27 protein-coding genes and 1 tRNA gene are annotated in these 26,822 nt (G+C 44.7%); 16 read left to right on the top strand and 12 right to left on the bottom strand.

Going from position 1 to position 26,822, the window contains the following annotated elements; genetic code table 11:
- Window positions 1–7 precede the first annotated feature (7 nt).
- Together dnaG and rpoD are read left to right on the top strand one after the other, a co-directional pair.
- Window positions 8–1,870: a DNA primase gene (gene dnaG, locus ACLWOR_RS06055; RefSeq protein ID WP_413939786.1), complete on the top strand. Its 1,863-nt coding sequence runs from the start codon at window positions 8–10 to the stop codon at window positions 1,868–1,870.
- 14 nt (window positions 1,871–1,884) lie between these two features.
- Entirely contained in the window at window positions 1,885–3,714 is a 1,830-nt protein-coding gene (gene rpoD, locus ACLWOR_RS06050; protein WP_413939785.1) for an RNA polymerase sigma factor RpoD, read from the top strand.
- A gap of 89 nt (window positions 3,715–3,803) precedes the next feature.
- Here rpoD and ACLWOR_RS06045 read toward each other — a convergent pair whose 3' ends face one another.
- On the bottom strand, window positions 3,804–4,637 hold the full coding sequence (locus ACLWOR_RS06045) for a hypothetical protein (RefSeq protein ID WP_413939784.1): 834 nt from the start codon (window positions 4,635–4,637) through the stop codon (window positions 3,804–3,806).
- A gap of 19 nt (window positions 4,638–4,656) precedes the next feature.
- The gene (locus tag ACLWOR_RS06040) at window positions 4,657–6,138 is read right to left on the bottom strand and encodes a hypothetical protein (RefSeq protein ID WP_413939783.1); all 1,482 of its coding nucleotides are present in this window, start codon (window positions 6,136–6,138) and stop codon (window positions 4,657–4,659) included.
- 234 nt (window positions 6,139–6,372) lie between these two features.
- Here ACLWOR_RS06040 and ACLWOR_RS06035 point away from each other — a divergent pair.
- The 3 genes from ACLWOR_RS06035 (at window position 6,373) to ACLWOR_RS06025 (ending at window position 7,609) form a co-directional block, all read left to right on the top strand.
- Window positions 6,373–6,449: transfer RNA gene (locus ACLWOR_RS06035), tRNA-Met, on the top strand.
- Window positions 6,450–6,650: 201 nt separating this feature from the next.
- Entirely contained in the window at window positions 6,651–7,127 is a 477-nt protein-coding gene (locus tag ACLWOR_RS06030) for a carboxymuconolactone decarboxylase family protein (RefSeq protein WP_413939782.1), read from the top strand.
- A complete protein-coding gene (locus ACLWOR_RS06025; protein ID WP_413939781.1) occupies window positions 7,124–7,609 on the top strand; it encodes an RrF2 family transcriptional regulator in 486 nt (161 codons plus the stop codon). Before ACLWOR_RS06030 ends, ACLWOR_RS06025 begins: the two co-directional genes overlap by 4 nt.
- Window positions 7,610–7,700: 91 nt before the next feature.
- Here the strand turns inward: ACLWOR_RS06025 and ACLWOR_RS06020 are convergent, their stop codons facing one another.
- Window positions 7,701–8,063, bottom strand: coding sequence for a DUF1428 domain-containing protein (locus ACLWOR_RS06020; protein WP_413939780.1), 363 nt, complete (start codon window positions 8,061–8,063; stop codon window positions 7,701–7,703).
- 139 nt (window positions 8,064–8,202) lie between these two features.
- Between ACLWOR_RS06020 and ACLWOR_RS06015 the strand changes: the two genes are divergently transcribed.
- A complete protein-coding gene (locus ACLWOR_RS06015) occupies window positions 8,203–8,397 on the top strand; it encodes a DUF5522 domain-containing protein (protein WP_413939779.1) in 195 nt (64 codons plus the stop codon).
- A 46-nt stretch (window positions 8,398–8,443) separates the two neighbouring features.
- Here the strand turns inward: ACLWOR_RS06015 and ACLWOR_RS06010 are convergent, their stop codons facing one another.
- On the bottom strand, window positions 8,444–9,424 hold the full coding sequence (locus tag ACLWOR_RS06010; RefSeq protein ID WP_413939778.1) for an SDR family NAD(P)-dependent oxidoreductase: 981 nt from the start codon (window positions 9,422–9,424) through the stop codon (window positions 8,444–8,446).
- Window positions 9,425–9,771: 347 nt separating this feature from the next.
- On the opposite strand from ACLWOR_RS06010, the gene ACLWOR_RS06005 reads away from it, so the two are divergent.
- The 3 genes from ACLWOR_RS06005 to ACLWOR_RS05995 all read left to right on the top strand — a co-directional run bounded on the left by ACLWOR_RS06005 (window position 9,772) and on the right by ACLWOR_RS05995 (window position 13,503).
- Window positions 9,772–11,337 (top strand): L,D-transpeptidase family protein, encoded by a 1,566-nt coding sequence (locus ACLWOR_RS06005; RefSeq protein WP_413939777.1) that lies wholly within the window; start codon window positions 9,772–9,774, stop codon window positions 11,335–11,337.
- Between the two features lie 92 nt (window positions 11,338–11,429).
- Window positions 11,430–12,725 (top strand): beta-sandwich domain-containing protein, encoded by a 1,296-nt coding sequence (locus tag ACLWOR_RS06000; RefSeq protein WP_413939776.1) that lies wholly within the window; start codon window positions 11,430–11,432, stop codon window positions 12,723–12,725.
- Window positions 12,726–12,858: 133 nt separating this feature from the next.
- Window positions 12,859–13,503, top strand: coding sequence for a DUF4214 domain-containing protein (locus ACLWOR_RS05995; RefSeq protein WP_413939775.1), 645 nt, complete (start codon window positions 12,859–12,861; stop codon window positions 13,501–13,503).
- 113 nt (window positions 13,504–13,616) lie between these two features.
- Here the strand turns inward: ACLWOR_RS05995 and ACLWOR_RS05990 are convergent, their stop codons facing one another.
- Window positions 13,617–14,237 carry an ATP-dependent Clp protease proteolytic subunit gene (locus ACLWOR_RS05990; RefSeq protein ID WP_413939774.1) on the bottom strand — a complete coding sequence of 207 codons (621 nt, stop codon included), beginning with the start codon at window positions 14,235–14,237 and terminating at the stop codon, window positions 13,617–13,619.
- Between the two features lie 361 nt (window positions 14,238–14,598).
- Between ACLWOR_RS05990 and ACLWOR_RS05985 the strand changes: the two genes are divergently transcribed.
- Window positions 14,599–14,982 carry a hypothetical protein gene (locus tag ACLWOR_RS05985; RefSeq protein WP_413939773.1) on the top strand — a complete coding sequence of 128 codons (384 nt, stop codon included), beginning with the start codon at window positions 14,599–14,601 and terminating at the stop codon, window positions 14,980–14,982.
- 237 nt (window positions 14,983–15,219) lie between these two features.
- Window positions 15,220–15,567 carry an RNA recognition motif domain-containing protein gene (locus tag ACLWOR_RS05980; protein ID WP_413939772.1) on the top strand — a complete coding sequence of 116 codons (348 nt, stop codon included), beginning with the start codon at window positions 15,220–15,222 and terminating at the stop codon, window positions 15,565–15,567.
- Between the two features lie 91 nt (window positions 15,568–15,658).
- Here ACLWOR_RS05980 and ACLWOR_RS05975 read toward each other — a convergent pair whose 3' ends face one another.
- Genes ACLWOR_RS05975 through ACLWOR_RS05965 form a run of 3 tightly spaced genes read right to left on the bottom strand, consistent with a single transcriptional unit; the run spans window position 15,659 to window position 19,756 of the window.
- A complete protein-coding gene (locus ACLWOR_RS05975; protein WP_413939771.1) occupies window positions 15,659–17,218 on the bottom strand; it encodes a GIY-YIG nuclease family protein in 1,560 nt (519 codons plus the stop codon).
- Complete coding sequence (locus tag ACLWOR_RS05970; protein ID WP_413939770.1) at window positions 17,215–19,587, bottom strand: ATP-dependent DNA helicase; 2,373 nt, start codon at window positions 19,585–19,587, stop codon at window positions 17,215–17,217. The genes ACLWOR_RS05975 and ACLWOR_RS05970 overlap by 4 nt, the downstream gene beginning before the upstream one ends.
- Window positions 19,580–19,756, bottom strand: a complete 177-nt coding sequence (locus tag ACLWOR_RS05965) for a hypothetical protein (protein ID WP_413939769.1) — start codon at window positions 19,754–19,756, stop codon at window positions 19,580–19,582. Before ACLWOR_RS05965 ends, ACLWOR_RS05970 begins: the two co-directional genes overlap by 8 nt.
- A 77-nt stretch (window positions 19,757–19,833) precedes the next feature.
- Here ACLWOR_RS05965 and ACLWOR_RS05960 point away from each other — a divergent pair, with 77 nt between their 5' ends.
- On the top strand, window positions 19,834–20,394 hold the full coding sequence (locus ACLWOR_RS05960; protein ID WP_413939768.1) for a hypothetical protein: 561 nt from the start codon (window positions 19,834–19,836) through the stop codon (window positions 20,392–20,394).
- Between the two features lie 59 nt (window positions 20,395–20,453).
- Here the strand turns inward: ACLWOR_RS05960 and ACLWOR_RS05955 are convergent, their stop codons facing one another.
- Complete coding sequence (locus ACLWOR_RS05955) at window positions 20,454–20,891, bottom strand: hypothetical protein (RefSeq protein WP_413939767.1); 438 nt, start codon at window positions 20,889–20,891, stop codon at window positions 20,454–20,456.
- A 139-nt stretch (window positions 20,892–21,030) separates the two neighbouring features.
- Here ACLWOR_RS05955 and ACLWOR_RS05950 point away from each other — a divergent pair, with 139 nt between their 5' ends.
- Entirely contained in the window at window positions 21,031–21,822 is a 792-nt protein-coding gene (locus tag ACLWOR_RS05950) for an MOSC domain-containing protein (RefSeq protein WP_413939766.1), read from the top strand.
- Between the two features lie 3 nt (window positions 21,823–21,825).
- Here ACLWOR_RS05950 and ACLWOR_RS05945 read toward each other — a convergent pair whose 3' ends face one another.
- The gene (locus ACLWOR_RS05945) at window positions 21,826–23,112 is read right to left on the bottom strand and encodes a helix-turn-helix domain-containing protein (protein ID WP_413939765.1); all 1,287 of its coding nucleotides are present in this window, start codon (window positions 23,110–23,112) and stop codon (window positions 21,826–21,828) included.
- A gap of 217 nt (window positions 23,113–23,329) precedes the next feature.
- Here ACLWOR_RS05945 and ACLWOR_RS05940 point away from each other — a divergent pair, with 217 nt between their 5' ends.
- Window positions 23,330–23,455, top strand: coding sequence for a hypothetical protein (locus ACLWOR_RS05940; RefSeq protein WP_413939764.1), 126 nt, complete (start codon window positions 23,330–23,332; stop codon window positions 23,453–23,455).
- Window positions 23,456–23,474: 19 nt separating this feature from the next.
- Window positions 23,475–24,506, top strand: coding sequence for an FUSC family protein (locus ACLWOR_RS05935; RefSeq protein ID WP_413939763.1), 1,032 nt, complete (start codon window positions 23,475–23,477; stop codon window positions 24,504–24,506).
- Here ACLWOR_RS05935 and ACLWOR_RS05930 read toward each other — a convergent pair.
- Window positions 24,487–24,747, bottom strand: coding sequence for a hypothetical protein (locus ACLWOR_RS05930; protein ID WP_413939762.1), 261 nt, complete (start codon window positions 24,745–24,747; stop codon window positions 24,487–24,489). The genes ACLWOR_RS05935 and ACLWOR_RS05930 overlap by 20 nt on opposite strands.
- Before the next feature lie 119 nt (window positions 24,748–24,866).
- On the opposite strand from ACLWOR_RS05930, the gene ACLWOR_RS05925 reads away from it, so the two are divergent.
- Entirely contained in the window at window positions 24,867–26,033 is a 1,167-nt protein-coding gene (locus ACLWOR_RS05925) for a hypothetical protein (protein WP_413939761.1), read from the top strand.
- Here the strand turns inward: ACLWOR_RS05925 and ACLWOR_RS05920 are convergent.
- Window positions 25,994–26,791: a substrate-binding periplasmic protein gene (locus tag ACLWOR_RS05920; RefSeq protein ID WP_413939760.1), complete on the bottom strand. Its 798-nt coding sequence runs from the start codon at window positions 26,789–26,791 to the stop codon at window positions 25,994–25,996. The two genes, ACLWOR_RS05925 and ACLWOR_RS05920, sit on opposite strands and share 40 nt — an antisense overlap.
- Between the last annotated feature and the right edge of the window lie 31 nt (window positions 26,792–26,822).

Below are 26,822 nucleotides of genomic sequence, written 5' to 3'. Positions count from 1 at the left end.
AAGGTAAATGAGATTTTCACAAGATTTCATTGAGAGAGTCCAAGAAGCTAGCAACCTGGTCGACATCATCTCTCAGTACACACAATTGAAATCCAGTGGTAGCGGCCTGATGGGCCGCTGTCCATTTCCGGATCACGTTGAAAAAACGCCAAGCTTCTCCGTTTCGGAAATGAAGCAGGTCTACCATTGCTTTGGCTGCCACAAGTCGGGCAATATTTTTTCATTCTTGCGTGACTATCAAGGGATGAATTTCCCTGAGGCACTGGAATATCTTGCGAATCGCGCGAGCATCCCGATGCCGGCTCCTGAAAATCAAGATAACGAAGTTCGTGACCAAGCCGCTGAAAAAAAGAAGTTGTTGTTAAAAGTAAATAAGCTCGCTGCTGATTATTTTTCAGAGCAACTTAAGCGCACCTATAACGATCATCCTGTGAAAAAGTACGTGGCAAGCCGCGGACTTTCTCAAGAAGTCATCGACACATTCGGGATCGGTTATGCTGTTCCTGAGTGGGATAGCCTCGAAAAGTATTTGCAACACAAACAAGTTCCGATGGCGCTTGCAGAAGAAGCCAAACTTGTAAAAGCTCGCAAAGACAGTTCTGGTTATTTTGATTTGTTCCGTGATCGTTTGATGTTCCCGATCTTTTCTCCAATGGGTGAGCCCATTGCATTCGGGGGACGTTACTTAGAGAAAAAAGAAACTGAACCCAAATATTTGAATTCTCCAGAGACACCGGTCTTTATCAAGGGCAAGGTGCTCTATGGTCTGCACCAAACAGCACGTTACATTCGCTCTGAAGACGTGGCTTTGATCGTTGAGGGCTACATGGATCTGGTGTCGCTTTACCAAGCGGGCATTCGCCCCGTGGTTGCGACGATGGGAACTGCACTCACGCCAGATCACGGGAAACTGTTGAAGCGTTTGACGAAAAACGTAGTGGCTTTGTTTGATGGTGACTCCGCAGGAATCGAAGCGGCTGAGCGCAGTTTGCCGATTCTACTCGCGGCTGATTTGTATCCGAAGGGTCTGACTCTTCCGAACAATATGGATCCCGATGATTATGTGAAAAAATACGGAGCGGAAGCTTTGAAAGCTGAACTTGAGCGCGCTCCGGATTTATTTGTCATGGTTTTAGATAAATGGATGGATGGATATCGTGGTGAAGCTTCAGAAAAAGTGAAACTTGCCGATAAGCTAAAACCTCTGGTGGCGGCGATTCCTGACGTGCGTTTACGAGAGCTCTATATGACTGAGGCCGCACAAAAAATGGGTGTGGCCCTACCTTGGTTGCGCCAAGCTGTCGGAATACAAAGCAGCGGGCCGGTTTATTCGCAAAATAGACCCCCTGTGGCAAGAACATTGCCTCCTTCAGAAAACACTAACCAGAAGGCAGCGGAGACCGTGTCTTCCTCTCAAGAGGTTGGCAAAATCAGCCTCAAAGGAGCCTCCAAAGCTGAAATAATGCTACTTGGGTTGGTACTCAAAAGTCGTGCCAATTTCGAGCAATTTGTGACTGAAAATATACTCGAGAGCCTTGCCCATCCCGGTGTGAAAAAGATCATGGAAAAGGCTGTGGATGTGTATAGACAAGATCTTAATAAGTTTGATAAATTGACCAGTCTGCTTGTCTCTTATGTCGATCATCCTGAATTGTTATTCCAAAATGGACCTCAAACTGAGAGTGATCCAGGGTTTGATCAAGAGGCCGAAGCGAAGCTGCTAAGGGACTGCTTTAAGCGAGTCAAAGAGAACTATCTCAGAGAGCAAGCGAAGCTTTTGGCAAAAGATTTAAAAGGCGAGCTGACTTCAGAAAAGTTGGAACAGATTATGAATATTCAGAGAAACCGAATCTCTCTGAATAAAGGGTAAAAGGCGGGGTATTGATGAAACCGAACCTTCCAAATAAACAAGAGAAAGAACCCGTAAAGGTTCTGACTCTGCAAGAACAAGAAGCGATGATTAATGAAGAAATTCAACGCTTTCTGAAGCTTGCTAAGGAAAAGGGTGCACTCACGATCGAAGAGATCAATGAGTTGCTTCCTCCTGAAATTATCGCACCTTCGGTGCTCGATTCCTTCATGCATGGACTCGAGGCTGGTGGTGTAGTTATTTCAGACTTGTCTGAAACTTCGAAAGACGAAGAGGGCGAAGGATCATTCCTTGAAAGCCCGGATTCAGACGACGAAGAAGTCGATGATGAAGAAAAAGCTGAAAGTGAAGACGTTAAGGGTAACGACCCTGTTCGTCTTTACTTGCGTAAAATGGGTAGCGTTTCGCTTCTTACTCGTGAGGGTGAAGTTGAAATTGCCCGTCGTATTGAAAAAGGGGAGCGCGAAATCGTTCGTGCGATCTTGCTTTCACCTCTTGGTACATACGAGATCATTCAACTTGGTAAACGTCTTGATGAAGGACGTATCAAAGTTAAATCGATCTTCCGTGGTCTTGAGGATGAGGACACTCAATACGATGAAAAGGAATACATCGATAAGATTCATGAACTCATCGGCCGCGTAACTGAGTATCAAAAAGCGTCTGCAAAGGCGTTTGAAGTTCTTCGTCGTGAAGAAACAAATACTCCTGCACGTCAGGCAGCGATGAAAGAATTGATCGCGATGAATGATAAGTTGATGGCGAACTTCGAATCCATCAACTTCAACCGTAAAACTATCAACCGCGTTGTGATCAAGTTCAAAAACTTGGTGAGCCGTATCGGAACTCTTCGTCGTCGTATTAAAGACGGTGTTGAGCGTACGTTCTCTAAAGACGTGGCTTCGATGGCAGAGCGTTTGAAACTTATCGATGCGAATGAAAAAGAACTCACTCGCATGACTCGCGACACAGGTTTGAACTATCAAAAGTTCAAATCATACGTGAACCAAGCTCAAGAAGCTGAAAAACGTATCACTCGTTTGGATTCAGAAACTGAAATGAATCACACTTGGGTGAAAGAAACATACACAGCCATCTGGAAAGGTGAGCGTGAGGCCGATGCAGCAAAATCTGAATTGGTTGAGGCGAATCTTCGTCTCGTTGTTTCTATCGCGAAGAAGTACACGAATCGCGGACTTCAATTCTTGGATTTGATCCAAGAAGGTAACATCGGTTTGATGAAAGCCGTTGATAAGTTCGAATACCGTCGTGGTTACAAATTCTCGACTTATGCGACATGGTGGATCCGTCAAGCGATCACTCGTGCGATTGCCGATCAGGCACGTACGATTCGTATCCCGGTTCACATGATCGAAACGATCAACAAGCTTGTTCGTACATCTCGTTATCTTATCCAGGAACTAGGCCGTGAGCCGACCCCTGAAGAGATCGCGGATAAAATGGACATGCCGGTTGATAAAGTTCGCAAAGTTCTCAAAATCGCGAAAGAGCCAATCTCTTTGGAAACTCCAGTAGGTGAAGAAGAAGATTCGCACTTGGGCGACTTTATCGAAGACAAGAAGGTTATCAATCCTTCTGAAGCTATCGTGAACTTGAACTTGGCTGAACAAACACGCCGTGTTCTTGCGACTTTGACTCCGAGAGAAGAAAAAGTTCTTCGTATGCGTTTCGGTATCGGTGAAGAGTCTGACCATACTCTTGAAGAGGTGGGACAAGACTTCAACGTCACTCGTGAACGTATCCGTCAGATCGAGGCGAAAGCTCTTCGTAAGCTTCGTCATCCTTCTCGCAGCAACAAACTCAAAGCGTTTGTTGATAGCTAGTCCGCGGATGCGGGCAGTGCCGAAGCGCCTTTGGGAGTGCACTGAAGCAATATTTCAAAAAGGGATCATCGAGAGATGGTCCCTTTTTTTTAGAGGTTGCAAAGAGCACGTTTGAGTTTTTCAAGCGCTCTTTTTTCGTTTTCGGTAAGATCTTTTCTTTGGCTGAAATCTTCGTACGGAGATGCCTTTTTTCCGTAATGAGTTTCAATTTGGTTGTTGTTGATTTTCCCGACCTCGTCACTTAGGTGATAAGTTCCAGGTGTGCGACGAGTGGTTGTTCCGGCCTGTTCTTTAATTTCCAGAGTTCCGTCTGAATAGATCGCGTTGGGGTAACCTTTTTTTAGGTTTCCACTAACGTCCTTATAGATTACCTGCTCTTGCGGAAAGACTTTTTCATAAACGATGACGTTAACGACCCTACGGTCCCCAACTGTTTTATAGACTGTGCGTCCTCTTAAGTCGGTTGATTTATAGACTGCAATTTTTTCTTTCGCGCCACCTATTTCTTTGGCCATAAAAATGTCTTCTGGATCGGCGTCGCGATACAGAACAAGTGGGCGTTCTTTTGGTATTTCTCTGCCTCGAACAGCGGGATTGGACTCGGCGACCGTTTCGTCAATTACGGAGTTTAAAAGAGGCGATCCTGAATCAGTTCTACGAGGAGCAAAACGATTGCGTTCCGCAGTTCTTTCAGAAGACACTTGATTCATGTCTGTGTTTTCAATGGCCTGTTGTAAAACGCGGCGGCCTTTTTCCTGTTTTAGCACTTTAATTTCGTGTTCAAGCTGCGTGCGGGTTGCAATATCTTTTAAGCTTACTCCCGTTAGACCTTTGATTTTTTCTTCCCGTAAGGCGATTTGTTCGTCTTGAGTGTTGTTAAGGACTTGGTCCAATACCGACTCTGCATTTACAGAAAAACTCATAAGAAAGAAAAGGAAAAGACTATATTTCACAACGAAGTCCTTTCAATTCCTGATTTAAAAGATGGGGCTTTCTCAACAACAAAGCACGCGTCTCGTCGTCGAGTTGTTCAAGAACAACGAACGCACGAGTTTGGTCATCCTTGTTTAATGACGAGAATGTTTCTTCAATTTTCTTGCGCTCTGCTGCTGAAAGTTTGCTGAGGCTTTTTGAGATCTGACTTTTGGCGTAGATTTTTGTTAAGCTGGAAAAGCCGACATGTCCGACACTAAAGCCGATAAGACCCAACATGTTATTATTCACCATTTCTCGGGTGAGCTCGGACTCTTTTCTTGTGAGGATCGTTAACTCATCTTTGCTTTCTTTTCCTGACTCAAGAACTTCAAGCACACTGCCTTGATTTCCATAGCTGTTGTAACGGCTCATCTGATGAGAAAAGTTTACGGCACTTCCCCCCGCGGTGGCCCAGCCAGCTGCCGCCGCAGTTGGACAGGCAATTAATTGTCCAATACCTGTCGGGGCAATACATAGTAAACCTGCAGCCCCTGAGAGGACGCCTGATACGAGCAGGGCTGACTCCGGTACGGGTGCGTTCGCTTTTTGGCATTCACACAGCTCTGAAAACACGTCGTCTGAATGTGCTGAAGAATTGACTGCAAACTGTGTGACTTCGGAATGCAGAGTTAAAGTTTCGCATGTATCAAAGTCTTTAAGTTTGGTTAAAGCCCCCAGTTGGTCGGCGAGAGATGACTGCAATTCCTGATTCAGGATATTACGCAGGTCTTCTTGGATGCGAGGGTTTTTGTTCTGTGCAAAGGATATTGCCATTTGTCCCATAGCTGAGCTTGTTTTGATGTCAGTAAAGTCGAGTGCCGAGGCTTTATCGGGTGTGTCGTTAAAGAGATAGTTATCTAGAAGCATTGCTTCGTCAGCGGACTCTTTCGAAGCCATATTGTTTGTCTTGAAGTGTGCAGCTGCGTTTATTCCGAGCTTCATAAAGCCGTGACCGGCGAGTAGAGGAAATCGGGATTCGAGTAAAGCGATTCGTTCTTTGAGTTGAATGCGATCGGCTTCGTTTAAGTAGTTTATTTTGCTATTGGCAATTTTGCGAAGTTCGTTATAGCGAAGGCTTGCGATAAGATATTTTTCTGACAGATTGGATTCTTCTTTTTCTGAAGGGACTGAAACTTTAAAGCCTTCTTTTTTTAAACTCTGAAGTTTGTAATTCAAAGTATTGTCGAAATTCTTGATCCCGATCCTTTGCAGGTGGGCGAGGGAATTTTTAATTTGCGCTTCAGAAAGAGTTTTGATGTTTTTCTTGATCTGTCCAACGGCAATACCTTTATCAAAATCGCCAAGAGAGTTTGAGATTTCGGACAGGTTTTTTTGCTCTTCCGGTTCGCAGCCTTGGAATGGATGGTTCTTTCGATAAAGGGTGTTTTCGCAAGCCTTGGTTTCGCCGCGAATGTCGCTTAACGAATAGGTGCTTTGCGCGGGGCTCACCCCTCGAAACATGGAAATTACACAGAAAATCAAAAGCCCGACAAATCCCAGATGCATCAGTCTTTTGATCGGATTTATGGGGGTAAACTTCAGCAGTTTTTCAGAGGAGAATGCCTCAGATTGGAACAATTGGTGCGTGGCAAGGGACTTGAGCCTCCGAGCCTCACTCGTCCTGCCTAATGCACTGTGTTTTTGCCAACCGAAGGGGAGTTTGATAGTCTCTGACTTCCGGTTGGGGGGCTAGCTTAGTTGGTTAAAGCACGGTGCTCATAACACTGGGATCGGGGGTTCAAGTCCCTCGCCCCCTACCATTTAAATCCATTTCTTGTTATTGCATACTTGCCATCAATTTTTCTGTCCCAATACTAGACCTTCAAAATATAAGTACTTCCGAATGTTTGTCTTTGAAATACATGTGCAGGTCCGTGTCCTCTTGATTATCAATCTATCTCGGATAATAATTATCCGAGATAGATTGATGCAAGCAATTTAGACAGTCAGGAGATCATGATATGCAAAGACTTAACTATTTCGCCCTTGCCATGCCGGCTTTTCAACATCTCGGAGCGATTGACCAATACTGCAAGAAAAGTTCCGTTGATCCTACGATTCTTCGCCTTGTTCAGATCTACGCTTCCCAAATAAACGGTTGTGCTTTTTGCGTCGACATTCACTGTAAAGAAGCTAAAATTGCTGGAGAACGTGAGTTAAGAATTTATCACGTACCTGTTTGGGAAGAATCACCACTTTTCACTGAAAAAGAAAAAGCTGCATTTGAGTGGACAAGAGCAGTGACACTAATCAACCAGGGCCCGGTCTCTGATGAGTTGTTTCAAACGATGCAACAACACTTCAGTGATCAAGAGATTGTAGATTTGAACATGCAAGTTGCATTCATCAATCTCTTTAATCGTTTTGCGGCAACATTCAGATCAGTCCCTGGAGACCGAGACAAAGTTTTGGGATTGGAGAAAGCGAATCTATCGTGATTTTGGGTAATCAAGTTGAATGGGCATTGCACTGTATGATGATTTTAGCGAGTGTCCCTGAGGGAAAACTTCTAAACGCTAAGGCGCTGGCTGAGTTTCATGGAGTTCCTAAAGAGTACCTTTCAAAATGCCTTCAAATGTTGTCACAGGCCGGTCTCGTTAAAACGACGACTGGCCCGTATGGTGGATATAGCATTGCAAAATCAGCTGATAAGATTTCTTTTCTGGACGTTGTTGAGGCCGTTGAAGGAAAAGTAAAAACTTTTAAATGTAACGAGATTCGTCGGAATAATCCCTGCCTTGCAAAATCAGATCGAAAATTCGGTCATTTGTGCGACATCGCTAGTGTGATGTACGAAGCAGATGAGGCTTGGCGAAAATCTCTTCGCGAAAGAAAGCTCTCGGATATCACCAATCATCTTTTAGAGGGCGTCACCAAAGAAACGGCTCATAATTTTGCCGAATGGTTAAGTGAAAACTAGAACGACTTAAATCTTCTTAAGAGTTCCTATGATTTTATACGGAATCGAGATATCCGATATCGAGATATCAGATATCCGACTTGAAATCAGACTAATCCTGAACCAGAGTTTTAAAACCACCGTAAGCCATTTTCGAAGCATCAAAAGGCATCGAGAAGTTCTTAGCGCCTGGCATTTGGCTGAATTCCTTGTGCACTTTTGCATTCACCTGTTTGCGATGAGCTTTCGATTTAAAAACAATAAACGCAAATATCACGGTTTCATTTTTCTTAATTTTGCACATTTGCGGAAAGTTTTTTGAGAAAGGTGCCTTGATATCATCAGCTACGCATTCAAAGTAAGACAGTGCTCCGTGCTTCATCCACGTTTTACAGCCCAGCTTTGCCATTTTTTTATATTCTTTAACTTTATTTTTCGGAATCGGAATTACAAATCCATCGACGTATGTGCTCATAAATTCTCCTTAGATTTATTGTGTAGAACTTAAGATGTTTATGAAAGGTATTTTGCAGAGCAATGCTGTTTTGCCAGAATCTTCATGGCTGCGGTGACTGTCATTGATCAACTTTGGTTGATAGCGTAGTCTGTCGCGAATGAAGTTTTTTAAAAAACTTATTACGCGCAAAAAAAATCCGAAAACGCAGCAAGTGCCCTTGCAAGAGGGCGTGGATTTTTACTATGAAAATGGCTTTATGGTTTTCACCGAAGCTTATCATCTCAAGCGCGGCTACTGCTGCGGCAGTGGCTGCCGACATTGTCCTTATTCTCACAGCAACGTCAAAAAATAGCACGAAAAGAACCTGGTACCTTTTCGACACGAAAGGAAGCAGGTACCTATTGGAACAAACGGGTGAATTTGATCCACCAGTATTTGAGGAGAGGTGGGTCGGGGCGGCGGTGACTGAAGCGGTGGCCCCATTTGCGCACGCGTGGGAGGCATGCATATAAAAATGGATGCAAGAAGCGACGGGGAACAAATCTTCTTAAGTAATAAAATAATTCTGCGTCGAAAGTGGCTGGCACCCAAAGCGGTGGGTTTTGCGTGCGGATCACGTCACGCACGAGGACGGCGACATTATTTGGAGTTGTGCGAGAATAATCCATCAATTCTGCGACGAAGGGACTCATGCTACGATAGAACTCGGAGTAGGCTTCATCGCCCGATTCAGATTCTTTGGCCGCTTCGGAATAGCGCACGTTTTTAAAAGATTCAGATTTGATAAATCCTGGTTGAATCATCGAAACATTGATCCCGAATGGACGAAGCTCATACCATAAAGCTTCACTAGCTCCTTCCAGAGCATATTTCGAAGCAGAGTAGGAAGCCATTGTCGGCATCGCAAGCATTCCGCTAACAGAGGAGACATTGATAATTTTACCACGTCCTGAATGGCGCATCAGTGGAATCACCAATCGAATCAGTTCCATCGGTCCGTGATAGTTCGTGGCCATTTGCAGTTCTTCGTCTTTAGCTGACATGTGCTCAACAACGCTGCGATAAGAAATTCCGGCATTGTTCACCAAAATATCGACGCTGCCCCATTTGCTCGTCAGAGTTTTTACGACATTTTCTCTTTGCTCTGATGACGTCACATCCAGAGCAAGAATGCAGAAGCGATCGTCTTCAGCAAATGAGCGCCGGAGTTTACCCAGACTTTCTTCTCTGGCGGTGACACAGACGCGGTAGCTTTTATCGATGTAAAAAAGCTTCGCTAAAGAAAGACCAATACCCGAAGCGCAGCCAGTAATCAGCACCACAGGTTTGTATTCGCGCTCGGGAGTCCGGAATTTATGCCAATAAAAGAACCGATACATATAGGTTCTATTTTATCTCTTAGATATTCGGTGACCAAATGAAAGTAGAGCCATCTCATAATAAGACGGCTCTTTTGTTTCTGATGTGATTGGAAGCAGCGGAATTTGACTATTGAACAGACAAAATGAACTCAACAAGTTCCGTGTCGGTATAAGAGCGACTGCTACGGCGCTTAAAATGTGGAAATTACAGAGATTTTGCGAAGTGTCCTGCTAGCTATCACCGAGAGTCTGTGATTTTGCACAAGCTGCCCATTTTCACTTCCGCATTCGAATCCCTGGTGTTCAGAATAAACGTCAATACCAAAGCATTTAGGTTAATTTGATGCATCCAAGGAGGGGTAATCATGGGAAGCCTTGTACAGGCACGCCTTATTTTTCTATTAGGACTCATTTGTTCGTCTTATTCTTTTGCGGATTCACACAAGACTCCACTCGCACAAGAAAGAGTCGATTACTCTTCAGTGATGAACCAGATGAGCATCCCGGATATGCGTCAGGGAATCTTACGAATCTGGCGTCATGGTTTAAATCCCAAAGCGTATTGGACAGACAAAATGGAATCCGTTTACAACAGCGGAAGCAGTGCGGATCGCAATCTTCGTCCTCTGGTAAACCAAGCATTCCTACGCTTGTTGCGTGATCTTCATATCGGAAATGTGAATCCACAAGACGTGGGCCGTGACGTTAAATTCATTCGCAAAGATTTTCTTACGCCCAAGCAGTTGCAAGCTGTGTTCCTCGCGGTGGGAGGAAATGCGCTCATGCTTCTCGACAAAGTAGCTCCGCAAAATGCGCCGTACTTAGCAGCGCGAGAAGGAATGCTAAAAATTTATCCGACTTGCATTGATGGATCTTGGGAGGAAATCGTTCCGGCGACGGTTCCGTTGCGCTTGTATTCCCGAGACAAAGTGATCCCGGCAATTAAAAAACGCCTTTCTCTTTTGGGATATAAAATGCAAGTGATGGACGATCGTTTCGACGGAGATTTACAAAGTGCAGTTTCAGATATTCAGTGGAATCTGCGAATCAAACCGGACGGAGCCATTTCTCCAAAAGGAAAAATCTGGAATTTCCTCAGCGTACCTTGCCTGGATCGCGTGCGCCAAATTCAGTCTGACATGGAAAAGATGCGCTGGTTCCCTCAGTATTTCGATAAAAAGTATATCTTCGTGAATCTCGCGATGTCGTATTTTATGTTAATTGACCAAACTTATGATTGGGAACGCGTCATGAGTTTCCGCACTATTAATGGACGGGTGGCACGTAAGTCACCGACGATGCAAGACGAGATCGTCAAGGTGATCGTGAATCCGTTCTGGGTCGTACCTCCCACTATATTTAGTGAAGATAAAGTAAACGACCTTAAGAATTTAACCAAAGCCCAAGTGGCAGAGTACTTTACGTCCCACAACTATGAAGTGTGGAGCGGTGATTTCCGTCGTCGCATTGATCCGACAAGTGTGGATTGGTTGGGAATCAGCGAAGGACGAGTGGCTCCTGATATCAATATTCGTCAGCTTCCACATCTGGGAAATGCGCTGGGAGTTTTAAAATTTGATTTAACAAATTCTTTTGCCATTTATCTGCACGATACAAACCAACGCGAACTTTTTGATGAGCCGATGCGCCAGTTAAGTTCAGGTTGCATTCGCCTAGAAAAGCCATTGGATCTCGCAGAATATTTGCTGGAAGACACGCCTTGGGATCGTAAAACAATTGAATCATTGATGGCACGTCCCGGAGAAGTTTTGACAAAGTCGACAGAACTACCGGTGCCGAAGCATAAGGTCATTCCTGTCTATACAGCGTACCTGACATCAATGGTGAGTTCAGATGGCGTCGTGCGATTTGTCGATGATCTGTATGGTCAAAATGCGGCGATCGAACGACGGCTTGATGGCCGCTTCTAAAATGAAAAAACAGTAAATTGAATGCGTGCCTTTATTACAATAGAAATTTGGTACTGATCTATGTTTCTAAAAATCATGAAAGAGGTGAAAAAATGTTTACCAAGCTTTGCAGAGTGTTTCTGTGTCTTGCGCTAGCTGCGCCGGTTGTTCATGCAGCCCCAGGGCAACTTCCAAAACCGCCCGCGCCACCATCACAACCGAACCCTCCACCTAAAGATCCTCAGTACGAGGGCGTTGGTCGCATCGATCAAGTGTCTCGGCAAGGAGGGGGAGAAATCTATCGACTTGATTTAGTAAAGGCGATTCCACTGGTTCGTCTCGAGGCTAAATCAAAAATGGGTCGTCTGAAAATTTATTCGACCGCGTTGGTGACCGATAAGAATGAAAGAATCCCAGTTCGTCAATTGGCTGGTGTCACTCTGGACGATTCCATGCAGCCATTGAGTTCAGAGATTTTCAATGTGCAAGCTGGAATTGCAGCCATTGAAATTTTAGCGGAAGCATTCGGTGGCGAGGCTTCTCTTGAAATCAAAGCGTTTTCAACGAAAGAAGCTCCGAAACTTTCCCAAGGAACAAGACCTCCAGAGTATTCTTGTAAGCGCAATATTGATGCGTTGTTAAAGGATAAGCTTGAGCCTGTGCAATTGTGGGTGGCACGCGCGGAAGCAAGTGCTCCAGGTTCTGTTCAGGAAAAATTCGCAGGCAATCAGTTGAAAGAGCAAGTGAAAGACTTTGTTGCAACACTTAAAACAACAGGTTCTTATTCTTCGACTCCATATCTTTTGACTCTGATTAACTTCTTTATGGATCAATACAACTCCGTGCGTGCCGGTGGTGTATCTGAACCAGCATATAAAGATTTACTGAATTCAACTTTCAGCGTTCTTCTATTTGCAGTTCAAAATGAGCTCCCTTGCCGACGTTTCCCAAGTGATGCGTTGATCAAGATGTCTATGGACCTAAATAAGAAATACTTAGAAATGTCAGAGAGCGCTCGTGCTCGTCCGATCCTTCTCAATATTATGACGAAGATTCGCGACTTCGCTCCTGAGCAGTATCGTAAAGAAGTCACAGCGACAAATCCGACTTTCCGCGAAGCTGATACGGAAGGTACGAAGTACTATATCATGTTCACTAAAGCTAAGGATGAGGACTTCTTGAAAACGACTCATCGTAACATGAGCGCCTATGCTTTTGTGGTGGCTGAACAAGCTCTACAGCGTGAAGTAAAAATGATGGATATCGAACAAAGATATCAACTCATCGTTGAATACCAAGCGAAGTACAACTCCAATACGGACTTCCCGCAAGCAGTGGCAGCAAGATACTTGCAAATCTTGGCCGACTCCACATACGGATCGCAATGGATGAAGATGTTTACAGAGTAAGTGTCGCAAAGGCCCTCGACCAGAGGGCCTTACTCTTTAGAGTCAAAATGTCCCTAAATTTCTTGGCATCGCATTTGCTTTAGCTCCTAATGACGGCGAAATGATTCGCTTCAAGTCTCAAAGGAGTGTCTTCATGAACAAACCATCTCTTGCATCCAACTCACTTCGTTCTTTAGCTCTGGCAACTGTCACTGCTTTGGTGGCGTTGGCGACGTTGACGGCAGAAGCGCAAGTTTCAGGCAGCATTGGTCGCGGCGGATTTGATCATGACGAACGCGGAAGGGGCGGCTATGAAGAAGATCGTGGAGAAGGTAGAGACGGCCGATTCGGTCGCTTACCTGGCAGAGGACGCGAGCCAGGACGTGGTCACGAACCAGGTCGTGGTCGTGACAGGGACGATGATCGTTATGGCCGTCGCGGTGATTTCCGTGATTATCGGGAATCTCAACGTCTCGTTGATTTGATTTATGAAGCGGCCTTATTCAGGCGTGCAGACTATGAAGGCCTTGAAGCTTTCTCAAGAGTCATTCGTGAAAATGGTGAAATCGGACTTTACAACACAGCCCGCATGATTGGATCCAGCGAAGAGTTTCAAAGAATTGTTCGCTATGACGGCGCCAGAAGAGTCGTCACTAATATCTATCAAGTTTTCTTTAACAGAACACCAGAACCAGAAGGATTACGCACTTGGACTCGTCTGATTGAGAGAGGCCAAGGCGGTGATGCGCTCGACGGTATCGTCAGATCCGATGAGTTCTATTTCAAGCAATTAAGATAAAAAAAGAATTTTACAAATTGTTCTAATAAAAAGGGCGCCCGAGGTAGCGCCCTTTTTATTTTTAGTCTTCATATAGATCTGGATATCCATCAGGTGTTCGGAAGCTTTACAGGCTATCCGACATCCAGGAGTTTCTTGTGTTTGCGAAAGGCCACAACTTGGTCAATGAGGCCTAAGTCTTTCGCTTCTTCAGCACTCATGTTGTGATCGCGTTCCATGAGTTTCATCAGATGCTCGAGTTTTTTTCCTGTGTGCGAAGCATAGATGCCAGTTAGTTTTTTCTTGGTGCGCACAAGTTCACGAGCATGGATTTCGATATCAGTGACTTGGCCACCGATGCCGCCATCGCCTAAATGAGGTTGGTGAATCAGAATCCGACTGTTGGGCATGGCAAATCTTTTTCCGGGAGTGCCTGCTGTTAACAGCAAAGATCCCATGCTTGCCGCCACACCGATGCAATAAGTTGCAATATCGCACTTCACAAATTGCATCATATCGTAAATCGCCATTCCGGCAGTGACTGAGCCGCCAGGAGAATTGATATACAAGTGAATGTCTTTGTCTGGATCTTGGACTTCCAAAAATAAGATCTGCGCGATAATGGAATTTGCAACTTCATCAGTGACGGCTGATCCTAAAATAATAATTCGATCTTTGAGGAGACGTGAGTACACGTCGTAGGTTCTTTCGCCCGTGGATGTTTGCTCGATTACGTGGGGAATAATGATAGCCATATGCTCTCCTTTTCAAGTTACGTGATTGAGTGCGTGACAAATTGTTCAAATGCAAAAATCGATGCCGATGAAAGCCACAGTGGAAAAGTGTTTCAGAGTGATTCGAAGTTTCATTCAGCGCAGATTTTATTGGTTTTGAAAAAAGGACGGACACCAAATTTTCACTCTGAAGAACAGCGAACGTATGACTGAAAAGTAAGCGAAAGAACAATTCGCGGCGGCACCAAGGTCGAAAGCTTTAGACCTCCGACGAGAAGGTCGCGTGTCTCGATGCATATCCGTCTGTGTGTTTTTCCAAGTCCAATTGAGCCCTAGATCGAGAAGTGAAAACATAAAACCAAAACATAAACGGAGGTTAAAGATGGATTTCGCATCAATACTCACAAGCTTAATTGCTGGAGGCGTGGGTGGTAATATCGCCGGGTCTCTGCTTAAAAAATTAAATTTGGGACCTCTCGGAAATACGATTGCCGGTGTTGTCGGTGGTGCTTTGGGTGGGCCCGCAGTTGTGAACATGATGGGTGTCACGGACACGGCGACAGGCCTTTTAGGAAACATCGCAGGCTCAGGTATCGGCGGTGCCGTCGTGATGATTCTTGCTGGTTTAGTGAAAAACTACTTCGATAAACGAGCTGGAAAAACGACTTCGACGACGACTAACATCACTCGAGAACAGCCACCACAAACGGTTTCAAAAACCTCACCCCCTAAATCTAAGGATTTTCAGGATGGTCCGCGCCCATGAAACATTGAAAAAAGGGGCCTAGTGCCCCTTTTTCCCCAGTGCTCTAATCGAATATATTTGATTAGAGGTCAGATTTCGGCTTTTTAATGCCAATTTGGTCTAAAACCAGTTTTTATTTCTTCCAAATTTTTTCGAATTCAGATACGAACAATGTTCAAAGTCACTGTAGAGTTTTCGGGCATGGTGCTCAGGTCCTCTTTAGCGGCTCCCAGATGCCAATTTCTTAAGGAGGCTCCCATGGGTAAAAAATTGTATGTAGGTAACTTGTCTTACTCTCTTGACGATCAGTCGCTTGCTGACGCTTTTTCTGAGTTCGGAAATGTTGAATCAGCTCGCATCGTTATCGATCGCGAATCTGGTCGCAGCAAAGGTTTCGGTTTCGTAGAATTCTCTACAGACGACGAAGCTGCAACTGCAATCCAAAAAATGAACGGCGTTGAGCTTGGTGGACGTGCATTGAACGTTAGCGAAGCGAAACCAATGGCTCCTCGTGAAAACCGTGGTGGCTTCGGTGGCGGCCGTGGTGGCGCTCCACGTGGTGGCGGTTTCGGTGGCGGCCGTGGCGGCGGCGGATCTCGTTACTAGTCTCTAGTGATTTTAGATAAGCACTTTGAGGGCAGGAGTCGAAAGACTCCTGCTTTTTTTTGTCCAAAATTTGGTAACTAAAACTTGTCAGCTATAAAGAATTGAGTTCGTAAGAACCGTCGCGGTTTTGAATCTTGGTAAGCTCGGATAAGAGCACAGACATGCGATCGTAAGTGTCCACACCTAAACCCTCCCATGGCAGGATCGACGCCGTAGAGGGCGCCTCTGGCGACGCTAGAGAGCCATTGCGGAAAGAAAGCAAGTAACGTGGACCTTCTTCTGCCACAGAATATTCAATATTAGAGTTTAAGAACTTTGTTAGTTTGCGGGCGCGCAGATAAGCATGAGCTCCGCGTTTAAAATGGCGTTCGAACTTATCAGCGATGTCGTCTGCTGTGACGATGACTTCTTCCTCAGAAATATCTTCGGCAGACTCCTCTGCTTCGGCTTCTTGTAAAAGATCGTCCTCTTCTTCGTCGTGGGAATTTTTAACAAAGATCATTCCCAGGGCCAGAATCGAGCGCATGGAATGAAACTGTGTGCGGGGTAAACCATGACGTGCGCAGAAAATATCAAAACCCTCTTCTAATAGAGAAGATTCATATGTGTCGTAGAACATTTCAGAGTCAAACGGCACGCCCTCACGCAGGAAGAAATTTAATTTTAGGATCGAATCAAAAATCAGCGTGCTTGAGAAGGGGCCAATGGGATGCAGTTCATCTTGAATTTCATTCATCGATAGAAAGTCGCGTGAGAAAAACGTCAAACTGCGAGTGCCGGTTTTTAGAACGATATTATAGCGCGGGTTGTGTTTTTTAATTTCATCAGTTTCAAGAAGTGCAGACTCAAGAGGAGACCGGGTTGTCGTGACTCGCAAGTCATATGCTTGTGTCAGCATTTCGAGCTTGCGAGGATCGCGATTTTTTTGCCCGCGGAAGTAGCTGTTCACACGGTCATGCAGTGATGTGGCTTTGCCGACGTAAAGGACTTCTCCCCATTGGGAAATCATACGATAAACGCCCGGCTCATCCGGTAAGGAAAGGCGTTTATCTTTCGGCATTGGGTATTCGTATTTGGTTCTCTTTTTTGGAACTTCTTTTTGTAACCAGTCTTGCAGTTCTGCCAAAGTGAGAATGTTTTCTTTCTCTAAAGCTTCAATAAGATGTTTCCAGATAACTTGCGTGGCTTCTACTTGGCTTGCGGCTCTTTTGAGTTCGCCGGAAAAATGTCCAAAGTATCCTGCAAGTCCCTTAATTCCTCGGGTTGGAAGATTCGGAAAAAGTCTTTTGGCGATTTCGTGCGTGCAGATAATGGGAAAAGCCGTGATTTGCAAAGCCTCAAAGGTTGCTGTCAAAAACGGCTTTTCAAATTGAGCAAAGTGAATCACCGCCGGTCTGTTCGCAACTTCTTCAGTCAGAGATTGAAAAAGATCAGAAATGGGTTTGCTGTCAGTCAGTTCTTCCTCGCGAATTCCCGTGAGAGATAAAATACGACGGGGAACAGCTTGGTCTTCGGGTTGTTTCACCAAAGAACTGCGAATTTGATTTTGCTCAGACAGACCCCAGGCGATCTCTAAAATATTCGCTGTTTCAGGTTTTGCACCTGTGGTTTGCAGATCTAAAAAGAAAACCGGTAAATCTCTTAAGGTCATGGAGTTTCAAGCTTCTTCCAGAAAGTATCGACGTCGGCAAGAATTTTATTCGAGACGAGCTCTCGCGGACTTTCCTTGAACCAACCTTGCGGCATAGCGCTTGCGTATTCCTTATTAAGGAAGCGAGGATCCATCAAAACTATAACGCCCTTGTCGGTTTCAGACCGGATCACTCGGCCTGCGGATTGAACGGCTTTAGCCATTGCTGGATAAACGTAAGTATAATTAAATCCATTTTCTTTTCCGTAGCGCTCATCAAAATAGGTACGAATTTGTTCTCGCTCAAAATCAAAACTTGGTAGTGCCGGGCCGACAACGAAAGCCCCAATTAACATATCCCCAGGGAAATCCACGCCCTCAGAGAAAACGCCGCCTTGTACAGCCAATAACAACAAAGGCTCTGTGTTGAGTTTCATTTCTTCCAGATAGGCTTGCACATCGGTTTGTTTCATTTCGCGCTCTTGGCGTAAAATGCGTAAATGTGGCAGCTTTAATAGCCCCTCGACTTGATTTAGAAAATCAAAGCTTGGGAAAAGTGCAATATAGTTGCCTTTGCGAATCTGTGTGATGCGTGAAATGACCTCGGCCACTTTTCCAGCACTGGCTTGGCGATCGCTTAATTTTGTTGAGATCTGCGGAATAATCATCAGTTGGCGATGTTCAGCCTTAAATGGAGACGTGAACTCGAGAGTCTGAGTTTTATCTTCAGGGAATCCCAAAAGCTCTTGATAGTAAGAAAAAGGTTTTAATGTCGCAGAAAAGGCGACGACATTTTTAAACTCTTTATAGGCAATTTTAAGTTGTTCGGAAGCATCACAGCAGGTGATCTTGATCATTTCAGTAAAACGATTTCGTTGGTAGGTCTGAAAAAATTCAGGTCCAACAAAAGTAAGCGCTGAAATAAAATCACTCCACATATTCATAAAGCGCAACATCGGATCGCGTGGGATAACCTCAGCATCACTTTCTAAATATTCCGTCGTCATCTGCCGAATGGATTTTTCAAGTTCTAAGAAAGGATCAATATCGATGTCGATTTTTTTGGAAGCGCCATCACGACCATAACTGCGGATGAGGTTTTTTGCCGAACGAATCAAGCTGGACGCCTCAAAACCTACCGTCGCTGGCAGCTGCGTAAAATCTTTTTCCAAGATATCCAGCTCTTGGATGCTCAATGACGGAGAGAAATAATCTTGCGCTCGTGACGGAAGGTTGTGGGCCTCGTCGATGACTAGGTTTGGTTTTTCCGATCTTTCAAGAAGAGGCTCTGAGAGGCGGCCCAAAAGACTGCGAGGTGCAAAGGCATAGTTATAGTCACCAATCACCACATCAGCGCGCTCAATAGCTTCAACAGATAACTCAAATGGGCAAACTTCAAATTGCTGACCCATCTCAATGATCTTTTCGTTCGTGAGACTGCGTTTCTTGGCCAGCTTGTTCACCAAATCGTGTTCAGCGACCTTGGTATAATAATCCTTGGCATATTCGCAGTAGCCAGGATTACAAAGAGTTTCAGCCTTCAGGCACATTTTGCTTTTTGCGGTTAAGGTCAAAGACCGAATTTTAGATCCTTGCTCTTGCAGTTTCTCAACGGCTTCTTCGGCGACTTGGTGTTGAGAGTTTTTTGGCGTGACGTAAACTGTCTTTTGCCCACGTGATAAAGAGTCTTTTAAAGTTGGAAATAAAACGCCGACGGTTTTACCCAAACCGGTAGGAGCCTGAACCAAGAGTGGATTTTCCAGCTGCACTTGTTCTTCAATGCTGCTGATAAGCTCCTTTTGTCCCTGGCGCGGAGTCGGAAATGGAAAATCCATTTCAGCTGCGATTTTGCGGCGGTTCTCAAAAAGTTTTTCTTTGATTTTGGTCTCTTCAACCAGCTCATTCAGGCGCAGTGCCAACCAAGTTTCATAGTCTTCGATAAAAAGCTGCACATCAAAATCTTGCGATTTGAAATTGCGTGACGAAACCAAATGCAAGGTTAAACGCGGAACTTCACCGGTTTGTTTGAAGTGAATATAGCCGTAAGTTTTAAGCTGCCAAATGTAGGGATGTTGATCGTCAAAACGAAGTTTGCGCCAAAGCTCATCTACATCAAAAGCAGTTTTAATCTCCTCGATGTGAGTAGGACGTTCATAGAATCCATCCGCTCGCCCTGAAATTTCGAAAACATAGTTTCCAGCTTCAAAGGAGTGGCTGAGGTATTTTTCGGCGGTATAGTTGTCGAATTCTTTTTTGCGACGTCGTTGAATAGCCGTGTGAATTTCTTGGCCGCTCATCGGGGGAGCGCCATAGCCTGAATGCAGCTCGATACTTCCTTTTCGAGGGCAGGGAACAGCAAATTGTCGGACATCTAATGAGACTTTACGCACGAAAATCACTCAACCATATTTCCCAGAGGTACGCCGTACCTTTTTGAAATGCATTGCATAATTTTAGCATTTTGTTGGCGAAGAACTGTTCATATTCATAGTTCTTTCCGGTTTTTTGCGACGGAACAATGCGTGAATGCAAATTTTCTTTGAAATTTATGTCTTTCATCCGGGGCCTTGCTCCTGGATCGGACTTCCTTCTGAATAAAGAAAGACTTTAACACGATCCAAATAAAGGGGGACGAATTGAAAAAGTTAGCACTGATTCTAGCAATGAGTTTGATGGGAGCGTTTGCTCACGCCAACACTGATGTTCAGACACTTGAAGGCGATATGAACGCCGAGAGTATTGGAGCTTGGACTTGCGGCGTGAAGTTCACGGGAACTTCAAAAGGTTTTAAAATTATCATTGGAAGTTTCAAAACCGTCGCATACGGAACTTTGAAGTGTGTGGGCCTTAAGAGAACATACACTCAAAAAGTAAAAGTAGAGATCGGTCACCATTGGATTGGTCCAACGGCGGGTATTGGTTACTTCAAATTGGCTGGTAAAGCATTGGAGATCAGCTTGCTCAATGCAGATCCAAGCGTGATTTTGGGTAAATACCTTGTCGCGCAAGGTGAGGCTGCGATCATCGGCGGTGTAGGTGCATTCACAGCTGTAAAAGTTGGTTTGCCACAATTGGCGCTGAACGTGTCTTTACAACTTTTGAAAGGCTTTGGCGTTCAAGTTGGTATCGACAAAATGAGAATCTCTGCGATCCATGATCCAGTAGAGGAACCAGTTCCATATTCTGTTGATCTTTAATTTTAAGGATTGAATTCAGAAAGAAGAAGGACTCTCCCAGGAAGGGAGAGTCCTTTTTTTTATTGTTTCTTTACGTAAGTTGAAAGGCGCATGCCAGGTGCTGCTGAAGTTGTTACAGTCACACTGGTGCCTTTTTCAAGATCTTCGACAGTTTTATTTCCAAAGTTGATATTAAAGTTTAATTTGCGAGAACGATCGCTTGGGCAAGTGAATGTACCGCGGAAGGTTTTGGCGGCCATCACGCCATTTTCAGTGCGGTAAAGGCTGTTTGCCAGATTGTAAGAGCCGTTGCACATCTCATCTTTACGTCCATCCGAATACGCTCTTTGAATTTCAAAATCTTTTGCATCCAGAACGCGTAGATGAACATAGTAAGTTTGAAACCCGACTCGAGTTTCAGCCTTGTATCGACCCACTAGATTTTCTGGTGTGATTTCCGTGGCCCATGCTGAAGCAGAGGCCAATACCAAACTCATTGATAAAAGCAATTTTCCCATTTTTCCTCCTTGATAGGGATAGCCATTTATACAAGTCGCAAGAACGCACGCACAAAACAAATGACCCACCCTTGAAGGATTACATAGGGAAATTGGATATACTCTTGCCAAGTACAGGAAGCAGAAGGATGATGCCTTTATGAAAATTGAAGACATCCGAATTTATCCAGTGAAGTCCGCTAAAGGACAAAGTTTAAAACAAATGCAAGTCACACATCAGGGGCCTGAGGGCGATCGCCAATGGATGCTGGTTGATGAGACGGGTAAATTTATTTCGCAACGGACTTTACCAAAACTTGCCACTGTCGAAGTTCACTGTGATGAGCAGGCATTGACGATGGGTTGGCAAAAGATGTTCTTCAAGATTTCAAAAAATAATTCCTTTCAACGCAAAGTGAAAGTTCAGGTTTGGAATGACACTTTCGAGGCAGCGTTGGAGCCGGATCTTTATTCGCAAGCTCTGTCTCAGTACTTGGGTGTGAATTGTCGTTTGGTTCGTTATGCGCCTTATTCTCTTCGTCGCGTGCGCAGCCACGATATGCAGTGGAAACCTGAGGTGCGATTTGCCGATGCTCGTCCACTGCAAATTATAAATCAAAAAAGTTTGGATGAACTCAACTCGCGTCTGCCATCGCCGGTTACGGCCGATCGTTTTCGCTCCAATTTATTGTACTCTGGAAAAATCGCCTATGAGGAAGAAGGCTGGAAAAAAATTCGCGTGGGTGAAGTCATCTTTTCGCAGCCGAAGCGTTGCTCGCGCTGTATGATCACGACGATCGATCAAAGCACAGGAACCGTAACCGGACCGGAACCTTTGAAAACTTTAGCAGGATATCGCCGCGAGGGGAAAGATGTCTTCTTTGGAACTCTGTGGATTCCAGAAAATGAAGGCAGCATTCGCTTGGGCGATGAAATTCAGATTTTAGAATAATAATTAGAAAAGATATCGATTCAAGAAGTCTTCAATAGTGATCGACGGCGCAGACAAAAGGAACTCGATGGCCTCCGTCGATTCCTGCAATTGATTTTCGCGGAACACGCGTTGGGCTTTTTCCACGAGACTGGCGCGAACCACTAGAATTTGCGGACTGAGTTTCGATAAGAACAAGCAATCCAAAATCGCATAAGAAGTATAAAGCTGGCAGGGTTGAGCCCAGCTTAATCGCATAAGAGCCACATCTTTGGCTTTCTCGAAGTCGCCATTAGCGATGTGATGTATAAACTCCAACTGCTCGAGGCGCGAATCCAGCGGACGGCGAGGTGCAAGTTTATTGAGGCTGCGACCTTTTTTGACTCGGCCTTTTGCAAGTGGGCAGTATTCGTTCTTTAACAAGGAAATCGTCGCATAACTTAAATGAATGATGGCTTGTCCACGGACCCAACCAATTTTTTCTGCCAGACGTTGCACACGATTTAAAGCAATAGTGGCGTTTTGAAGATCGCGCTGACGCAAATAAACCCAGGTAAGATGTAGGTAAAAAACCGCCGTCATCAACAAAACACCAGGTGTTTCGCTTTTATAACTTTCAATGATGGCTTGTTTCATACTCACGATAGCTTGGTCGTATTTTTCTGAATGAAAGAAAAGGCGACCTTTTAAAAAATGGAAAGTCGAAATCGTGATAGCGCACGATTTCGCACTTAATAGCGACTCTGCTTTTTGCACGAGCATGCTGGCTTCGTGCAAATTTCCGTTGAGCTCTTCGCGAACTGCCAACCAAGAATACGACAGTGATTTGGTATCTCGATCACCGAGTGTTTTGGCTATACTGATGGATTTTTCGAGATATGTTTTGCCCGCACGGAGCTTACCTAAATAAAGACTCGCGATGCCCAAGTTTTTAAAAAGCACCGCTTGCTGCTGTGATGGCAAGTCGTCGGCGATATAAGACGCGAGAATTCTTCGGTAAGAAGCCCAGTCAGCCGTCAGGCGAACTTTGAGAAGATATTCTTCCGAAGTGAGTTCTTTAAGCCCGGTGTTATAGGGACGAACTTGAATCTTTTCTGCTGAACGAATCAGCTTTTCTGCTGTTGTTCCCAACGCGGTGGCAAGCTGTGTAAGCGTATCGTGGCTCACACGGCGAGTGGTGCGATTCACCCAACGTTGAATGGTCTTTTTGGAAATACTCAAGCGATGCGCAAGTTCCGCCTGCGTCAATTCTTTTTCTTTTAAAAGACTCGAAAGAGTCTCGTGGCAGAGTTCAAAAAATTCAGTACCCATATATGTCTTTCAACAGCTTCAGCTCTTTTGACATACTTATCTACATAAATATTAGAAGCCCATATTATTAGTAGCAATGTCCACTGTGTCTTGAAATACACAAAGAGAGCAAAAGTTTGAAAGCAACTCGGATTCATAATCAAAATACGTCAGGCATGACGTATTTCTCGAAGTGAAATTCTATGCGATAATTTAAGTCAGCGAAGGGAGGTATACCATGGTCAGTCTAACAGTGGTCCTTTTAGCTTTGATACTTAGCTTTGGTGGAGCTTACCTGGTCTACAAAATGAACAGAAAAGAAGTTCCCCATCATGCAAAACGAACCGCGACTCGTCGCCACTAATTAGCAGCAAGAATAGAACATGGAATTATTCGCTCACGTCAAAGAAGTGCTTAAGATTAATACCGCACCTGCGTACTGGCCAAAAATGATTCTGTGTTCACTTGCGACAACTCTTCCTCTTTTGGTGGGAGTCTTAACCGGGCATCTGGTGATCGCATCTTTTGGTGCGCTGGTAGGTTTTACTCTTGTTTTAAACGATCATTTCGGCCAATTCGGCCACCGTCTTTGGATTATCACTCTGACATATTTTATTTTGCTGGCAGGATTATCGCTGGGAGTTTTTCTGCAAGGCCATGTTTTGCTCGCGGCCTTGGTTCTTTTTATCATTTCATATTGGGCAGGATTGATGGGCGGAAACGGCGCGGAGCTCGAGCGTGCCGTGATCTTTGCTGTCTTTCAATTTTTGGCAGGCTTTTATTCGCCGGTGATTGGTCCGGCTTATTCCATGGTCGTTCTTTATTCTTTGGTTGGTTACGTCAGTCTGGTGATTTGCGCTGCTATTATTGTGGTTCTACGAGGGCATAACCCGAATCCCTATTCCCGAGTGCGGGTGAGTTTGCGTTATGTTATTACGGCCGAACGTTCGCGACACTTCTACGCCATATCTTATGCAGTTGCTGTTTTGGCGTGCTGGTGTTTGGTAGAAATATTGAAGTTAGATCATGGCTATTGGGCGATCGGAACGATTTTGCTGATTATGCGTCCAGATGCCACGCAAAGTGTTTACCGGAGTGTGCAAAGATTTTTCGGCACACTTCTGGGAGTCATCGTCGCCGATATCTTGATTCTTTCTTTACACAGTCCAATTCCGATTGTCGCTGCGATTGCGTTTTTTAGTATCTTCACTCCCTGGAGTTTGGCGAGAAGTTATTGGCTTGGATCCGCGATTGCGTCTGTCTGTATTCTGTTGATTTTAGATTTGCCTAGTTTAACTCATGGGGATTTGCAAACGCCGTTGTTGCGATTGCAAGCCACAGCACTCGGCTGTGGCATCACGATTCTTATGGTCGCTTTTTGGAAATGGCGACCTGCTATCGGGTCGCGATCTTAACTTTCTTCGCACGCAGTTTGAGGAGTTGAAGATTTGGAACTGACATAGCCGTAGTCGAGGTCTCTGGATTTCGGAAGGTCTGTTCAAAACTGTTCACGACTTCGGATGAGTTCGAATCTGCAATCACTTTTTGATTGATTTGGTACTCGTCCTTCGCTGCTTGATTGATCTCTTCGTTAAAATCAATAGCTTGAGCTTGAATAGAAACTACCGTTACTAAAAGGCTTAAAACGACCTTCATGGTCCCTCCTCGAAATAGAGAACTTCGTGTCCTCTATACGTAAGACTGGGGAGGGAGGTATTCCGGTTAAAACCAAATTCTTGCTAATAATAACGATGCTTTATAGCATTAAATGATTAGTGAAGAAGCTCGGTCACATACTCCTTATTTTAGCAATTGCCATAAATTCTTGGGCACAAAACACAGCGGAGACTCCGTCTACACTGGATGATGCGGATATAATTCCTGCGCCGGAAGTTGAAGTGTCGAAACCTTATGTGGAGCCAGAGCCAATCCCGGAGCCGACGCCGACGTCAACTCCAGCTCCCACTCCCACTCCCACTCCATCACCGACTCCGGAAACAGTTTTAAAAACCGTGGATCTTCCACACGATAAAGTTCAAGATGACATCGCTAAGGAGCATGACCTCTGGGATCCTGATTTTCTTTTGCAAGTCGAAGAACGAAAAGAAGAAGCCGACGATCCTACCAAGAGTTACTTTGAACGATCGTATTTGGGTATATCACGAAGAGTTGTGCGTTTAGCAAACTCAGTTGACTCCATTTTTGGGGATCAGCGGGCCGTCGACGAATACGACGGAAGCACATTGCGAATCACACAAAATGCTTTATTAAGTGAAAGCGGATTTAGCACCCAGGATTTACAACTCAGTCTGAATCTGCAGTTACCAAATCTTCATGACCTGGAAAAAAGAGCCAAGGCAGCTATTACCAGTGATTCGGTGGACGAAGGCGAATCACAAGAGCAAGTTTCGGAAGAATTTAAAAAACAAAATCCTTGGGAATTCCGGCATGAGAGTGGGGTGCGTACGCGTTGGCCCGCTTCTTATTTTACGCAAGTGCGTGCCCGTCGAAATTATTTAACCATGGCCGTTGTGCACCATTTGCTCTTGCAATTGGGTTGGGATTCAGAAACAGAGTGGGAACAGAAAACTTCATTGTCTTCCGATTATGCGATCAATCGCGATTTTCTATTCCGTTTCTTAAATGAGGCTAACTGGGCGATGACCAATCATCTTTTTGGAACAATTCATGGTCCGTCGGTCATTCAAAAGATCGACGACTCCAGCGCGATTTCTTACGATGCACGTTTTACGACAAAGTTTGAAGGCGATGATTGGTATATCAATAATTACACTTTGGGATCGACTTATCGTAAAGCTTTTTGGGGACGCCGATTCTTCTTTGAATTAAAGCCTGAAATGTCATGGCCGAAATGGGATCGCCACGGATTTAACTGGAACATCTACATGAGCTTCGAACTTCTATTCGGACGAGCTTCTTGATTTTCGCTGGTGATTCCATCGCGTTTTAAAACTTTATCCCACAATCCATCTTTTTGAATCTGCTCAATGAGTTTAGTCAGGTCAGCAGCTGTGATGGGGCTTTTTTGCGGATTCACGATCGCACCGAGTTGATAAAGCTGGTCATACTTTTTTGAAACTAAGAGCTTCTTTTCTGCATCTGGATTCGATTTAAAATAAATTGGCAAATATTCCTTCGGCACAATTGCAACGTCAGCTCTTTTCATCAGGACGGACTGAATGTTTCCATCTTGAGTGGAAGTGAGTTCTAAATTGTACTCGCGCGCGGCCTTTGGTGCTGTCGACAGACCCAAAAATCCATAGTGATAACCATGAATTCCTTTAATGCTTTTGCCTTTAAGCTCATCAAAGTAAGTTTGATCTTTAGTTCCATCTTTCAGGGTAATAAAAACTTCGCCACCGGTATGGAAAGCCTTCGTCGTTTCGGTTCGTGTTGGATTCCATCCCCAGCTTTTACTTTCAAAAAGAATCAGATGAAAGCGTCCATCCAGAATATCTTGAAACCGACGCGTTGAGGACGTGAGTACAAATTCGAAATGATATTTGTTTTGGCTTTTGTTTAAGAGATCGATCATTTCCACTGATAAGCCAGTGGGAGTTTTGTCACGGATAATTACATAAGGCGGGAACTCGTAGCCACCCACGAGAACCTTGATTGGTTGAGCCCAAGACGCAGAAGCCAGTAAGCTGAATAAGAAGAGGATTAAAGCTGCCTTCACATTTAATAAGATAAAAAATGCGTCTGGCGAG

Origin of the sequence: Bdellovibrio sp. HCB2-146 (assembly GCF_047345725.1) — a bacterium.
Classification (GTDB): domain Bacteria; phylum Bdellovibrionota; class Bdellovibrionia; order Bdellovibrionales; family Bdellovibrionaceae; genus Bdellovibrio.
Note: the sequence above shows the minus strand (reverse complement) of the source record. Positions and strands in the feature narration are given on the sequence as shown.

What these genes read in the sequence shown, in the direction of transcription:
- dnaG (WP_413939786.1), top strand. Translation starts at nt 8, where the DNA reads ATGAGATTTTCACAAGATTTCATTGAGAGAGTCCAAGAAGCTAGCAAC.
- rpoD (WP_413939785.1), top strand. Translation starts at nt 1,885, where the DNA reads ATGAAACCGAACCTTCCAAATAAACAAGAGAAAGAACCCGTAAAGGTT.
- ACLWOR_RS06045 (WP_413939784.1), bottom strand. Translation starts at nt 4,637, where the DNA reads ATGAGTTTTTCTGTAAATGCAGAGTCGGTATTGGACCAAGTCCTTAAC.
- ACLWOR_RS06030 (WP_413939782.1), top strand. Translation starts at nt 6,651, where the DNA reads ATGCAAAGACTTAACTATTTCGCCCTTGCCATGCCGGCTTTTCAACAT.
- ACLWOR_RS06020 (WP_413939780.1), bottom strand. Translation starts at nt 8,063, where the DNA reads ATGAGCACATACGTCGATGGATTTGTAATTCCGATTCCGAAAAATAAA.
- ACLWOR_RS06015 (WP_413939779.1), top strand. Translation starts at nt 8,203, where the DNA reads ATGAAGTTTTTTAAAAAACTTATTACGCGCAAAAAAAATCCGAAAACG.
- ACLWOR_RS06010 (WP_413939778.1), bottom strand. Translation starts at nt 9,424, where the DNA reads ATGTATCGGTTCTTTTATTGGCATAAATTCCGGACTCCCGAGCGCGAA.
- ACLWOR_RS06005 (WP_413939777.1), top strand. Translation starts at nt 9,772, where the DNA reads ATGGGAAGCCTTGTACAGGCACGCCTTATTTTTCTATTAGGACTCATT.
- ACLWOR_RS06000 (WP_413939776.1), top strand. Translation starts at nt 11,430, where the DNA reads ATGTTTACCAAGCTTTGCAGAGTGTTTCTGTGTCTTGCGCTAGCTGCG.
- ACLWOR_RS05995 (WP_413939775.1), top strand. Translation starts at nt 12,859, where the DNA reads ATGAACAAACCATCTCTTGCATCCAACTCACTTCGTTCTTTAGCTCTG.
- ACLWOR_RS05990 (WP_413939774.1), bottom strand. Translation starts at nt 14,237, where the DNA reads ATGGCTATCATTATTCCCCACGTAATCGAGCAAACATCCACGGGCGAA.
- ACLWOR_RS05985 (WP_413939773.1), top strand. Translation starts at nt 14,599, where the DNA reads ATGGATTTCGCATCAATACTCACAAGCTTAATTGCTGGAGGCGTGGGT.
- ACLWOR_RS05980 (WP_413939772.1), top strand. Translation starts at nt 15,220, where the DNA reads ATGGGTAAAAAATTGTATGTAGGTAACTTGTCTTACTCTCTTGACGAT.
- ACLWOR_RS05975 (WP_413939771.1), bottom strand. Translation starts at nt 17,218, where the DNA reads ATGACCTTAAGAGATTTACCGGTTTTCTTTTTAGATCTGCAAACCACA.
- ACLWOR_RS05965 (WP_413939769.1), bottom strand. Translation starts at nt 19,756, where the DNA reads ATGAAAGACATAAATTTCAAAGAAAATTTGCATTCACGCATTGTTCCG.
- ACLWOR_RS05955 (WP_413939767.1), bottom strand. Translation starts at nt 20,891, where the DNA reads ATGGGAAAATTGCTTTTATCAATGAGTTTGGTATTGGCCTCTGCTTCA.
- ACLWOR_RS05950 (WP_413939766.1), top strand. Translation starts at nt 21,031, where the DNA reads ATGAAAATTGAAGACATCCGAATTTATCCAGTGAAGTCCGCTAAAGGA.
- ACLWOR_RS05945 (WP_413939765.1), bottom strand. Translation starts at nt 23,112, where the DNA reads ATGGGTACTGAATTTTTTGAACTCTGCCACGAGACTCTTTCGAGTCTT.
- ACLWOR_RS05940 (WP_413939764.1), top strand. Translation starts at nt 23,330, where the DNA reads ATGGTCAGTCTAACAGTGGTCCTTTTAGCTTTGATACTTAGCTTTGGT.
- ACLWOR_RS05935 (WP_413939763.1), top strand. Translation starts at nt 23,475, where the DNA reads ATGGAATTATTCGCTCACGTCAAAGAAGTGCTTAAGATTAATACCGCA.
- ACLWOR_RS05930 (WP_413939762.1), bottom strand. Translation starts at nt 24,747, where the DNA reads ATGAAGGTCGTTTTAAGCCTTTTAGTAACGGTAGTTTCTATTCAAGCT.